Here is a 13,197-nt window from a genome sequence, read left to right on the forward strand (position 1 = left end):
TTTCTCGTCGCAAAATTATAGATAATTTTCTCGGCAGCTGAGATCACATCGCACACGAATGCTGGCTCTTGACAAAAACCGCCCCGAACGGTCAGCTTGGAGCATTCACCAGGGGTGTCCCGCCAAGGGGCTGAGATTCTGCTATGCGGTTTGCGCGGCGCAGTGACCCGTTGAACCTGATCCAGTTCATACTGGCGTAGGGACGGTGCAGACATCGCTGCCGCAAACGTCGCGTTCACGCGACCATTCAACGGCAAGGCGTCCTTCCCCTTCCTTCGCTCGTGAACTGGGTCTCCACAATCGGAGCCTCGGCATGCACACCGCCAACACCATCCCGCTTCCCTCACGACGGCCCGCCCACGCCTCGCGGGAACACTGAGCCATGCGGATCCTCGTCAAAGGTGCCGGCGTCGCAGGGCTCTGTCTGGCGCATGAACTTAGCGCCCGCGGTGTCGCGGTGACGGTTGTCGAGCAAAAACCAGGCTTTGCCGGCGCGGCCTCCTGGTTTGCCGGCGGCATGCTGGCACCCTGGTGCGAACGCGAGAGCGCCGAAGAGGTGGTGCTGACGAAGGGCATCGGCGCCATCGACTGGTGGGACGACGCCCTGCCGGGCGAGGTTTCCCGAAACGGCACGCTTGTCGTCGCCCCGCCACGGGATGCGGGCGAACTCAAGCGCTTTGCCTCACGCACCTCCGGCTTCGAATGGCTCGACGCCGCCGCGATCGAACGGCTGGAACCGGCGCTTGCCGGACGTTTCCGCGAGGCGCTGTTTTTTCCCGGTGAGGCGCATCTCGACCCGCGCCGGGCGCTGAGCCGGTTGCGGCAGAAGCTTGTCGATCACGGCGTCACCTTCCTCGATGAGACGAGCGACGATGGCCACCACGATCTCGTCGCCGACTGCGCCGGCGCGGCACGCATCGGCGAAACGCCGGGCCTGCGGGGCGTGCGCGGCGAAATGCTCTACCTGCAGACAAGCGACGTGGAACTGTCGCGGCCGGTCAGGCTCATTCATCCCCGCATCCCGCTCTACATCGTGCCGCGCGGCGGCGGCCTCTTCATGTGCGGGGCGACGATGATCGAGACGGATGACGGCGGACCGATCACCGCCCGCTCCCTCATGGAACTGCTGAACGCCGCCTATGCGCTGCATCCGGCCTTCGGCGAAGCGCGCCTCGTCGAAACCGGCGCCGGCGTCCGCCCCGCCTTCGCCAACAACCTGCCGCGCGCCCTGCGCACCGAGCAGACCATCACGATCAACGGACTTTACCGCCATGGCTTCCTGCTTTCGCCGGCCCTGGCGGCGGAAGCAGCCGACCTCGCGCTTGCGCAGGACCTGAAGGGAGATGCCGCATGAGACTGACCGTCAATGGCGAGGATCACGACCTCGCCGTCACCACCCTCGCCGAGCTTCTGGCCGCCCTTGATTTCGAAGGCGACTGGCTCGCCACCGCCGTCAACGGCGAACTGGTGCACCGGGCCGACCGTTCGGGTCATGCGCTCAGCGACAGGGACCGGATCGAAATTCTCTCGCCGATGAAAGGAGGCTGAGACATGCTGACGCTTTATGGACAGGACCTGCGCTCACGGTTGCTGCTCGGCACCGCCCGCTACCCCTCCCCCGCCGTTATGGAAGATGCGGTGCGATCGTCAGGCACTGAGATCGTCACGGTCTCGCTCCGGCGCGAAACCGCCGGAGGCCGCCAGGGCGGCGCCTTCTTCGAACTGATCCGGGCGCTCGGCGTGCACGTGCTGCCGAACACCGCCGGCTGCCACTCGGTGTCAGAGGCGGTGTTGACGGCCAAGATGGCGCGCGAGGTCTTCGGCACCAACTGGCTGAAACTCGAAGTGATCGGCCACCACGATACGCTGCAGCCCGATGTCTTCGGGCTGGTCGAGGCGGCGCGCATCCTCTCGGCCGAAGGGTTCGAAGTCTTTCCCTACACCACGGATGATCTCGTGGTTGCCGAACGGCTCGTGGAAGCCGGCTGCAAGGTGCTGATGCCCTGGTGCGCGCCGATCGGCAGCGCCATGGGGCCGCAGAACATCCAGGCGCTCAGGGCAATGCGGGCCAACTTTCCCGATGTGCCGCTGATCGTCGATGCCGGCATCGGCCGGCCCTCGCACGCAACGACGGTGATGGAGTTCGGCTTCGATGCCGTCCTGCTCAACACCGCCGTCGCCGGCGCCGCCAAGCCCGCGCTGATGGCCGCTGCGTTCGCGGGCGCGATCGATGCCGGCCGGCAGGCCTTCGAGGCGGGCATGCTCGAGCCGCGCGATTTTGCCGTCCCTTCCACCCCCGTCATCGGAAAGGCGGTGTTTGCGTGAAACTTGACCCCTTCTATCTCATCGTCGACAGCACGGATTGGATCGAGCGGCTGGTGCCGCTCGGCGTCAAGCTGGTGCAGCTACGCGTCAAGGATCGTACGGAAGCGGAGATCCGCCGCGAGATCCGCGCGGCCAAGGCCGTTTGCGACGAGCAGGGCTGCCAGCTCATCGTCAACGACTACTGGCAACTGGCGATCGCGGAAGGCTGCGACTTCGTCCATCTCGGCCAGGAGGACCTGGCGGAGGCCGACCTTACTGCAATCCGCGCCGCCGGCCTGAAGCTCGGACTCAGCACCCATGACGAGACGGAACTGGAGACAGCACTTGCTGCCAAGCCCGACTATGTCGCGCTCGGACCGGTTTACCCGACCATTCTCAAGGCTATGAAGTGGGCGCCGCAGGGACTGCCGCGCCTTGCCGCCTGGCGGAACCGTGTCGGGTTGCTGCCGCTGGTCGCCATCGGCGGCCTCAACGTCGAGCGGATCGCCGGCGTCTTCGAGCACGGCGCCGACATCGCCGCCGTCGTTACCGACATCACCCGCAACGCCGACCCGGAAGGCCGGACGCGCGAATGGATCGCCAGAACCGCACCGTGGCGATAGGCACGTGCCGGACCGCGGGTAGCAGTTTCGCGGTCAGGCGATCTCCAGCTGCGAGAGCCAGGAGGCGTCCAGGCCACGCTTGCGACAATAGGTGGCGAGCCGCTGGCGGGTCGGCCCCGGCCGGTCGAGGCCGAGGTAACGGGAGGCGTTCTTCCAGAAGATGTTCTGCTGGTCCTCCTCGCTCACATTGGCCTCCTTCAGTTGCTGGGCGATCCGCGGGACGTAGGCGTTGTAGTCCTTCTCCAGCGCCATCATCGACCAGTCGGTGCCGAACATCAGATGGCGCGCATCGGGATCGTAGTCCCGCAGCCATTTGTCGAGCAGCGCGCGGATTTTTTCGTGCAGCCCGGGCGTGTTGTCGGTGACGAGCTCGCTCAGGTAGCTCAGGTCGGCAAACAGGTTCGGCCGGCGCCCGTGGCCGATCGTCTCGCCAATGATGTCCTCCCAGGTCGGCGGACCGGAGAATTTGTCCTGGGCGCAGGACACCATGACCCCCGTCGGTGCGCCTGGGCGAATGACTTCATCGAAAGCGCCGAAATGCGCCAGATTGATCCGCAAGTCATTGTAACGGTTGGTGTCGAGCAGCTTCTTCCAGTAGGCGGGGCTCGCCATATTGCCATAGCCGCAGCCGGCGCCGATGCTGTTTTCCGCATGCGCCATGATCGGCACGCTGTTGTCGCGGCACCAGTCGTAGAGCCGCTTCAGCGCCGCATCGATCGCCGGATCCGCATTGCCCCATGCCTTGAAGCCCATCGGCGGGTAGATCTTCACGCCGATGAAGCCCTTTTCCATGATCGCGTAGCGGACGTTTTCCAGCGACGAGCCACGCTTCTGCGCCTCCCGGTGCGGATCGAAGCCGACGAAGCTGTGCATGTGGATGCCGTGCCGCTTGATCACCAGCTGCTGGATCTCGTCCATCACGTCGATCTGGTCGTGCTGCGGCGATGCCCTGCCGCCGATCGACTTCTCGAAATCGAGGATGCTCGGCGTGATCATGGAAAACCGGCATTTCGAAGCGAAGATCCGGGCATAGGTTTCCGCCAGGTTTTCGCGGTAGTCCTGCATGAGGCGCACGAAGGAAAGGTAGTTGCCGATCTGTTCGTGGGCCTTGGCGGCCGACGCCAGGGCATCGACATCCGTCTCCTCCACGCTGCCGGAGCGCCGCTGCAAGCCCTGCGGCAGGCCGGGGGTGCCGCCGATCTGTTCCAACAGGCCTTGATAATCCGGCGTTTCGGCGCCGCTTCGTGCGGTCAACGATGCGCGCTGCTCGCCGGCTAGCGCGACCAGTTGCTTGACGGCGATGCGCAACTGCTCGTCCTTCTGCCGCTCGAACTCGGCGTCGGAGGGGCGCGGCACCCGCTTCTTGAGAATAGCGTCCTCAGCCTTGGCCTTGGGCGCGACGTCGCCAAGGGCCGTCACGAGGAAGACCACCAGGGCGTTTTCCAGACGCTTCGACTGCAGCGGATCGGCGGAGAGTTTTGCTTCCGGCAGTTTCTCCCGCAGCGCCACATAGCGCACCAGCCCTTCCACGGGCACATCGGCCGCGTTGAAGAAATGGCAGTGAACGTCGACGATCGGGTAGGGAAGCTCGCAGGCCGCGGCCGGTGGCCAGTCGTGTCGACACCCGGAAAGCACATTCGCCATCACGCCTGCCGAGAACAGCCGCAAGACATTGCGGCGTGTCACGGCGGCGACCGGACCAGCCCAGTCGACCCCCATCATCCCCTCCTGTTGCGAGACCCCCTCGAACAATCGGGCAAACATTACTCCGTTAGCAAGCGGCGTGGAACAGATATTTACTTGCCGTTACTGGAAACCCATAGGTCAACACGGGCGGCCTTTAAGTGCGAAAGGAGGCATGTTACTCTAAAATCTTGGGGAGAATTTTGCGTGGTAGGTGGCGCCGGCAAGAATGAATTCCAACGTTACCTGTCGGGAGCCCTGGTTCGATGGTCTGCCCCGGCGGCGACGGATTCGGCTGGCCCGACGCGCGAGGACTTTCCCGGCGCCTTGCTGTTCGCCGACATCTCCGGTTTTACCCGCCTGACCGCCAAATGGTCCGAAAGCGACCGCGCCGCCGGCGCCGAACGGGTGAGCCGGCTGCTCAACGGCTACATGGGGCCGCTCGTCCGGCATATCGAGGAACATGGTGGCACCGTGTTGAGCTTTGCCGGGGACAGCCTGCTTGCCGGCTGGCAGGCTGCCTCCGACAGCGAACTGGAGCAGGCCGCCTGGCGCAGCTGCTATTGTGCCGGCCGCATCCGTGAAGAGATCGGCGGCCCGGGCGGGCCGGAGGACGCGCTGCAGCTGCGCATCGCCGTCGGCGTCGGCACCATCACCCTGCTGCACCTCGTTCCCCGCATCGACCAGCGCTGGCTGATCGTCGGCGGCGACTGCCTGGCGCAGGCGGACCATTGCGGCCTTTTGAGCGATGCCGGCGAAATTCTCGTCTCCGACGCCGTGTGGCAGCTGATCGGCAAGCGGGCAACCGGCCGGCCCGGCCGGGAGGGCACCGCCCGCCTCGAACGCATCGATCCCTATTCGACCGCAACCGGGCAGCCCCACCCCCTTTCGGGCTTCGCCAGCAAGCGGCTTGAAGCCTACCTGCCGCTTTCGCTGCGCGGTCGGCTTCTATCGCCGCTTTCGGAGTGGCTGGCGGACCTGAGAACCATTACGGCCCTGTTCGTGCATATCGTTGGCCCGGACCTCGAGAAAGATCTCGATCGGCTGAACCAGCTCGTTGCACGGTCGATCGCCGTTGTCGGCCGCACCGGCGGGGAAATCCTCCACACAGCCCTTCACGCAAACAGTCTCGAGATCTTCGCGGTCTTCGGTCTGCCCGGCCCCAAACATGCCGACAATGCGCGCCGCGCGATCGTTGCGGCGCTGCGTCTTTCAGGCGAGCTCGACGATCCCGATATCGGCCTTTCGGCCGGCATCTCCACCGGCGAAAGCTTCTGTGGCGCGCTCGGCGCCAGCCACCGCGCGGACTACACGGTGGTCGGCGCCGCCGTGAACATGGCCGCGCGCCTGGCAAGCGTTGCCGCCGGGCGCATCCTTGTCGACCAGGCGACGGCAAAGGAGACGGCCAGCCAGATCGCCTTCTCCGGACCGTGGTCGCTGGCCATACCGGGCGTGCGCGGCGGCGTGTCTGCCTTCGCGCCGATTGCCGAGACGGTCGCAACGATCGACACCAAGTCACCGGCACTCCTCAACCGTGCGGCCGAAATGACGGCCCTTTCCGCCTATCTCGAAAGCGCGCGCAGGGGGCAGTCCGGCATCATGATCGTCAAGGGCGATTCCGGCGTCGGGAAGTCGGCCCTTCTGCGCGCCTTCGTCGAGCGCTGTCGCGACCGCGGCAACCGCGTGCTCGTCGGCAATGCCGACGACATCGAAAGCGACGTCCCCTATTTCGCCTGGCGCGGGGTTATCCGCGACCTGCTCGGTATCGGCGATCTGCGCGGCGCCGAGGCCACGGACCAGGTGGCGCTCTTCTTTGCGGAAAGACCGGAGCTTGCTTCCCTCGCGCCGCTGCTCAACGATGCCATCAACCTCACCTTGCCGGACACGCCGGAGACCCGGGCCATGTCCGGCGACGGGCGCTCCCATCGGCTACGCGAGCTGCTGAGCGAGCTCATGGCCGACAGTCTCGCCGGGGGACAGGGCTTCGTCGTGCTCGAAGATGTGCACTGGCTCGACGAGGCGTCCGGCCAGCTGCTCGGGCGGCTGGTTTCAGGGGCGGCACCCGTGCCGGTGGTCGTATCGACCCGGACGACCCGCACACAGGAAGACCTGACCCGGTGGACCGGCCTGCACCACAACGGCGCCCAGACGCTCGATCTTTTGCCGCTCGACTTCGAGGGTACGATCGCGCTCGTTCGCGCATCAATCGGCAGCAACTCGCCCGCCGACGGCTTCGGCGAGGCGGTCTATGCGCAGTCGGCCGGAAACCCGCTGCTGATTTGCGAAATCTGCCGGATGATCGGCGAGCGCCGGCTGCCCAAGGCGGCCGAACCTGCCGCAGCCGTCTCGCTGCTCTCCGAGCCCCGCTCGAACGATGCGACCCTGCTCAACACCGCCAAGGTTACCGTGATTGCCCGGACCGACCAGCTTCCGGCAGAGCTGCAGGTTCTCCTGAAGATCGCAAGCGCCATGGGCGCGACCTTCTCGCTTGCCGAGCTTGGCGCGCTGCCGCCGATCAGGAAGACGGCACTGGACATCGAGGCGAGCATCGAGCGGCTGCAGGCGGCGCATCTGATCAAGCCCGCCGACGACCGCCCGGGCCGGTTCATGTTCAGCCATGCCGTCATCCGCCAGGCGATCTACGAAAGCCTGTTGTCGGAACAGCGCCATGAAGCGCATCGCGCGATCGCCAAGGCGATGGAGGAAGGCGGGCAGCCGGACAATGCGGAAAACCTGCCGCGCGTGCTCAGCCACTGGGAGCGCGCAGGCGACGCCGCGCAGGCCTTCAACTATCTGGACCGCGTTGCCGAACTGCGGCTGCGCCAGTTCGACAACGCCGCGGTTGTCGATCTGATCGAGCGCTTCTTCAAGACAGCGCGCGACCTTTCGATCACCATTCTACCGGCAAGACGGGCGGCCGCCTGCTTCCTGCTCGGCGAAGCCAGCCTCAATCTTGGCCGCGCCGAAGCGGCCCGCCATGCCTATGAGGAAGGACTGCGGCTTTCCGGCCTGCCGCTGCCGCGCACCTCTGCCGGCCTCGCGCTGCATCTCGTACTCGATCTCGCCGAACAGGTGTGGCGCCGCACCATCCACCGCGACGCGGACTGGATCCTGAAGCGCGAAATCTCGCGATCGCCGTCCGATCCCTTCCTGCTTGCGGCGAAGGCGCATGAGGACCTGACGCGGATCTATTACTTCACCAGCGAGAAGCTGCGGCTGATCCATGCGACGCTGAGGGCGACGAACCTTGCCGAAAGAAACAAATACGTCTCTCCGACGACCGCCGCCAATTATGCCAGCCTCGGCGCCATATGCGGCGTGATCCCGCTGCACAGCCAGGCCGAACACTACAGTCGGCTGGCGGCAGCACTTTCCGAACGCGTCGACCAGTTGGGAACGCGCGTGCGGGTCGACTTACTGTCGGGCATGTACCAGATCGGCATCGGTCATTGGCACGCGGGCAAGCGGGCGTTCGAGGCCGGCCTGAACAATGCGGCGACGGTCGGCGACCTGAGGCGCTGGTGCGAAGTGGCGGTCGGGCTGGAGACGATTTCCGGCCCTTGGCTTTTGACCTCCGCCTTCGAGGGCATCGCGCCCTGGGAGATCCTCGTGCAGCGGATCTGCGAGGAGGGGCGCCGGCGCGGGGACATGCAGGTGCTCGGCTGCGGCCTGCTCGGCCGTCTCAGGGGCCACGCAGCACTTGGCCGCTGGAACGCGATCGACACCGACCTCGACGAACTCGAACAGATCCTTCGCGAAAAGGGTGACGGGCTGGAACTCGTCCATTCGATCGAAGGCGCATCGCTTCTGAGCGAGGCCGCCCGGCGCCGGGGCAACAGCACGGAGGCCGCAAGCTGGCTCGAGCGCGCGCTTTCCTGGTGCGAGACGCTCAACCCGGCGATGAAGACGCGAACGCTACCGGCGCTCGCCCGTCTCTTCGATGTCGCCAGCGACCCTGACGGAGGCGACCTGCTGGCCGCACAGCTCGTCCTTAGAAAACTCGAGCGCTTTGCGCGGGTTTACCCGATCGGCCGACCGGTGGCAGCGCTCGGCGAAGCGACCCTACATCTGCGCCGCGGCCAACAACGCCGCGCCGAGCGCGTCACCCAGTATGCCCTCGCGGAGGCGATCCGGCTGGAGATGCCGGCCGTCGCGCTTGCCGCCCTGCAGCATGCCGCCGGACCGAGAGACGCCGAAGCGCGCCAGGCGTTCGAGACGATGTTTTCGCTGCGCCGGGCCACGTGGTGCGAGGTTCTTCCGCTTGGCCAAACCGACCAGGCGCCGCATGTCCAGTTTGCCAGATCTCAGGGGAGCCGCGCATGAACCGTCCCAGTCCTCCCCGCATCCTGATCGTGCTAGCCCATTTCGACGAAACCCGGAACCCCAGGGGCCGCCCCGACTTCATCCCCCAGGGAACCGGCCACCTGTTCCTGGCGGGCGCCTTTGCCCGCGACCGCGTGGACCTTCGCGCCTACAGCGAATTCCATGACGGACCGCTCGTCGACGAGGCAGCCTTTGCCGACCTCGACATGCTGGTGTTGACGGGCGTGACCGCAGCCTTCGACCGGATGCAGCACCTGACGGCCTATGCCCGCACCAAGTCACCCGGTTGCGTCGTCGTCGCCGGCGGGCCGGTCGTGCGCAATCTGCCGGTTTCGAGCGCCGAAACCTTCGACTACGCCTGCGACGGTGACGTCGAGGAGATGCAGGCGGTCATCAGGGAGGTGTTTGGCGAATGGGCCGTCTCCGAGACGATCCTGCCGCGCTTCGACCTTGCCAATTGGCGCGGTCCGGTCAGCTACATCGAGACGAGCCGCTACTGCAATTTCAAGTGTAGCTTCTGTGCGCTAACCGCCGAAGGCAGACGCTATCACAGCTACGACCCCGCCTATATCGAGGCGCAGCTGCGCAACGCCCCGCCGAAGAAATACGTGCTGTTCATCGACAACAACTTCTACGGCAACAGCAAGGACGTCTTCTATGACAAGCTCGAAGTGATCCGATCGCTGTGGCGGGAGGGGCTGTTTCAGGGCTGGATTGCGCTCGTCACCGGCGACTTCTTCCGCGATCCCGCCAATCTGGAAGCCGTGCGGGCGGCCGGCTGTCTCGGCCTTTTCAGCGGCGTCGAAACGCTGAACGAAGCGCAACTGAAACGCTACCAGAAAAAGCAGAACCTGGTGGTGCCGCAACTGGAGGCGATCCAGACCTGCCTCAACGCCGGCGTCGCCTTCCAGTATGGCTTGATGTTCGATCCGTCGTCGCAGACGATCGAGGCTATGCAGGAGGAGCTCGCCTTCATCACCGGCGAAACCACGATGCCTCTGCCGGCGTTCCTGAGCCTGACGATCCCGCTGCTCGGCACGCCGCTCTTCGACGAGTGCGTCGCCGACGAACGCTTCCTGCCCTCGGCCAAGCTGCGCGACATGGATGGCTTCACCCTGATGACCCGTCCGCTCGATGGTCTTGAGGACGTGGCCCTCTTTGCCCGCAAGTTGTCGCGCCTCGACGGCAACCGCGCCCGTATCCTGCGCCATTGCCTGGGGTTCTACCGCAACTACCGCCACTCGCTTTCCGGGCGGCAGATGATCCACCTGCTGGCCAACAGCCTGCGCCTCGCGCTTCCTTCGGTCCTGCATCGCCACGGCCTGCCGACGCGCTCGGGAAGCGACGAAAATCTCACCTATGTGACGACGACACAGCCGCTCGGCCCGCTCTACACACCAGCCTTCCGGGTCGGCGAGGGTTTCCGTTCGCATTTTGCGCCGACGATGATCACCGACGCGTCCGGCGCGCTCGACGACACCATCGCCCGCAACCTCGAATTCCGCACCAGCCGCCGGCAACGGACAGGCACCGGCATCGAACATTCGTCCAGCTGACAGCGCCACCACGCCTGCGTCAAAGTGCCCGGCCCGATGCAACCTCCAGTGCGTGAAATTGGGTTCGCTTGGTAAGATTGGATTCAAACTTTTTGGGTAAGTTTCCGTTAGCTATTTCACACCTGTCGGCCGGCGATCGCCGTCGACCTTGTTTTGCGTACGGGTGCCCATGCGTCTTTCAGCTGCGACCGCAATCCTTTTTGCTGGCCTCATTTCGGGCTGCTCCTCCAGTTCGAGCCTGGACACCATCGCGCCGCCCTCGCGCGAAACGACGAGTTCGGTCGCAATGTCGGCCGCACCGGTGCCCGCCGCCAATGTCGGCGCGCGGGTCGCGCAGATGACGCCGCCGCAGAACGTTCAATCAGCACCGCCCCAAGAAATGCTCGCCTGGGCCGGACCGGTCCCGGAGCCGGAAGCCTTTGCACCCGCGTCAAACACCACGACGACGCTCGCCGCGCCTGTTCCGGACGCGCGGCCGGTCGCTTTCGTCGCGCCGGAAAATCCGGTGACCCAGGCGATGCCACAGGGCCGCTCGCGCATCTACGGTCATCGTTTCCGTGACGCCAAGCCGATCAACTTCGGCCGCGCCAAAAATCCGCGCAAGATGGCCGTGCATGGCGTCGACGTCTCGCGCTGGCAGGCTGACATCGACTGGGCTCGGCTGCGTACACAAGGGGCGAACTTCGCCTTCATCAAGGCGACCGATGGCGGCGACCACCTCGATCCGATGTTCAAGAAGAACTGGCGCGCTGCCAAGGCGGCCGGCATCCGTCGCGGCGCCTATCACTTCTTCTACTGGTGCCGCACGGCCGGCGAACAGGCCGACTGGTTCATCCGCAACGTTCCGCGTGAACCGGGCGCGCTGCCGCCTGTCATCGACGTCGAGTATAATGGCGAATCGAGCTGCAAGCGTCGCCTGTCGCCCGAGCGCGTGCGCGAAAAGATGCAGGTGTTCATGGACAAGCTCGAGGCCCATTACGGCCAGCGTCCTATCATCTACACGGCGCCGGACTTCTACGCCGACAACCTGCAGGGCGCTTTCAAGAACTATCCGTTCTGGCTGCGTGCCGTCGCCCAGCACCCGTCGATCGTCTACCCGAACCGCAAGTGGCTGTTCTGGCAGTATTCCGGTTCTGGCCTTTCTCAAGGGGTCGATGGCAAGATCGACCTCAACGTCTTCCACGGCAGCGAGGACCAGTGGCACGACTGGCTGGAGGCACGGGCGAACTGAGCCGGCAGGCTCTCGCTAACCTGCCTTCTCAGTCTGCAACCTCTCAATCCGCGCGGGCCAGCTTCGGCCCGCCATGGTTGACGCGGTCGAGGAACCGCCGATAGCCGGCATGGTCGCGCAACAGGCGCCGGCCGAGATCCGCAAGAAAATCGACGTCCTTTTCGTTGAGGCTCAGCCGATTGTGCAGCCCGAGGATCCGCCGCGCCAGCACCGGTTCGGATACATCCGACAGCGCCAGCCGGATGATCTCGACATCGAGATCGCCGCAGCCCCGCTTGGCGCCGCTGCTGCCGCACCGCCAAGTCACGAAGCTTTCCCGCCAGGCCGGCAGATGATCGCGCAGCGCATCGAAGCTCTGAAGATTGGGAATATTGATCATCGCGTCGATGGCGGCGACGATCGCATCGGGAGCCTTGGGGCTGTCGACTGTCTTCGAGATGGCCCCGCCGATCCGCGTGGAGGCATCGACGACGATGACAACCAAATGCCTGAGACGGAAGGCGCGCTCCGCTGGGATGGGTTCCGGAGCACCCCGGCCCATCAGGTGCAGCAGGCTTTGCGTTCCGACGCCATCGACCAGGCCGCCATCGTAGAGTTTCAGATAGTTGAGATCCCTTGCCGTTTCATAGCGCCTGAGGGAGCCAGCGTATTCGCGCGCAACGAGCGAGCCCGGCGCGCGAACCCCTGTCTTCTGTGTTTTCGCTTCCGGCAACGCCTCGCAACCGCTTCGGAAGTTCTGCAAGGTCAGCGGCGCGAAAACGACCGGGACGGCGGCCGAGGCCGCAACCGCATAGGCGAGCGGATAGTCGTCGTAGCTGCTGCAGATGGCGGTGAACGAGGCGCGGTCGAAGATGAACGGTGCGCGGTTATAGAGATCGGTCGCGTGGATCACCAGGCGCGGATGGCCGGAGCGCGAGATGTTGCCGAGCGTTGCGCCGTTAAACAGGTTGGCGTCGAGCCAGGCCGGAAAACCGGAGAGATCGTTCACCCCGCCGCGATAGCCGCGCAGGATATTGGGCGGTGAAAACGACGTCCTGAGCGAGGCCTCGACATCGCGTCCGAGAAACCGCTTGCGGAAATCCTCAAGGCCCGCGCGGCCGTTCAAGGCAAAATAGGAGGCGAGCACAGCACCTCCGGAGACGCCGGCAACAACCGCGACATCGTCGGCAAGCCGGCGCCCTCGCCCGCCCGGGGACGGCGCCTCGGCCAACGCCGACAGGACGCCGTAGCCGAAGGCAGCAGAGCGGGCGCCGCCACCGGAAAAGGCAAGGATAATGCCGGTGTCGCTCACATCAAACGTCGACTGCGCAAGCGGCACGGCACCCGTCGTCAATTCAAGTCGCCTGTTTGTGGGCGTCACGTCCGGGCCGGCGCAGCCGGCGGTGGCAAGAGCGAGCGCCAAGGTACCGTGACGCAGGAACCGACCTGCGCGCGCAAGTGCAACCGGATGCGCTGCACGCCAGCCAGCCGGCCTTTC

The 13,197-nt window shown here is 65.5% G+C and carries 9 protein-coding genes and 1 riboswitch; of the genes, 7 read left to right on the top strand and 2 right to left on the bottom strand.

Translation table 11 applies throughout. The features are described from left to right. The first annotated feature begins 100 nt into the window (after positions 1-100). Positions 101-221, top strand: a riboswitch (TPP riboswitch). A gap of 161 nt (positions 222-382) precedes the next feature. From thiO to AC3WVQ_RS27735, 4 genes are read left to right on the top strand one after another with little or no spacing between them, the layout of a single operon-like run. Next, positions 383-1,354, top strand: a complete 972-nt coding sequence (gene thiO / locus AC3WVQ_RS27720; protein ID WP_268088186.1) for a glycine oxidase ThiO — start codon at positions 383-385, stop codon at positions 1,352-1,354. After that, positions 1,351-1,548 (top strand): sulfur carrier protein ThiS, encoded by a 198-nt coding sequence (thiS, locus tag AC3WVQ_RS27725; RefSeq protein ID WP_060583946.1) that lies wholly within the window; start codon positions 1,351-1,353, stop codon positions 1,546-1,548. The genes thiO and thiS overlap by 4 nt, the downstream gene beginning before the upstream one ends. Before the next feature lie 3 nt (positions 1,549-1,551). Then, positions 1,552-2,325, top strand: coding sequence for a thiazole synthase (locus tag AC3WVQ_RS27730; protein ID WP_268088180.1), 774 nt, complete (start codon positions 1,552-1,554; stop codon positions 2,323-2,325). Next, positions 2,322-2,927 carry a thiamine phosphate synthase gene (locus AC3WVQ_RS27735; RefSeq protein ID WP_159415750.1) on the top strand — a complete coding sequence of 202 codons (606 nt, stop codon included), beginning with the start codon at positions 2,322-2,324 and terminating at the stop codon, positions 2,925-2,927. Before AC3WVQ_RS27730 ends, AC3WVQ_RS27735 begins: the two co-directional genes overlap by 4 nt. 33 nt (positions 2,928-2,960) lie before the next feature. On the opposite strand, the gene AC3WVQ_RS27740 is transcribed toward AC3WVQ_RS27735, so the two are convergent. Next, a complete protein-coding gene (locus AC3WVQ_RS27740; RefSeq protein WP_268088178.1) occupies positions 2,961-4,646 on the bottom strand; it encodes an amidohydrolase family protein in 1,686 nt (561 codons plus the stop codon). 171 nt (positions 4,647-4,817) lie between these two features. On the opposite strand from AC3WVQ_RS27740, the gene AC3WVQ_RS27745 reads away from it, so the two are divergent. The 3 genes from AC3WVQ_RS27745 (at position 4,818) to AC3WVQ_RS27755 (ending at position 11,720) form a co-directional block, all read left to right on the top strand. Then, the gene (locus AC3WVQ_RS27745; RefSeq protein WP_492383271.1) at positions 4,818-8,933 is read left to right on the top strand and encodes an AAA family ATPase; all 4,116 of its coding nucleotides are present in this window, start codon (positions 4,818-4,820) and stop codon (positions 8,931-8,933) included. Then, complete coding sequence (locus AC3WVQ_RS27750) at positions 8,930-10,489, top strand: B12-binding domain-containing radical SAM protein (RefSeq protein ID WP_090296481.1); 1,560 nt, start codon at positions 8,930-8,932, stop codon at positions 10,487-10,489. The genes AC3WVQ_RS27745 and AC3WVQ_RS27750 overlap by 4 nt, the downstream gene beginning before the upstream one ends. A 169-nt stretch (positions 10,490-10,658) precedes the next feature. After that, the gene (locus AC3WVQ_RS27755; protein WP_192444624.1) at positions 10,659-11,720 is read left to right on the top strand and encodes a glycoside hydrolase family 25 protein; all 1,062 of its coding nucleotides are present in this window, start codon (positions 10,659-10,661) and stop codon (positions 11,718-11,720) included. A gap of 43 nt (positions 11,721-11,763) precedes the next feature. Here AC3WVQ_RS27755 and AC3WVQ_RS27760 read toward each other — a convergent pair whose 3' ends face one another. After that, positions 11,764-13,053 (bottom strand): patatin-like phospholipase family protein, encoded by a 1,290-nt coding sequence (locus tag AC3WVQ_RS27760; protein ID WP_181529518.1) that lies wholly within the window; start codon positions 13,051-13,053, stop codon positions 11,764-11,766. Positions 13,054-13,197: the final 144 nt, after the last annotated feature.

It is taken from the genome of Ensifer sp. EB106-05-01-XG146, from assembly GCF_058791875.1.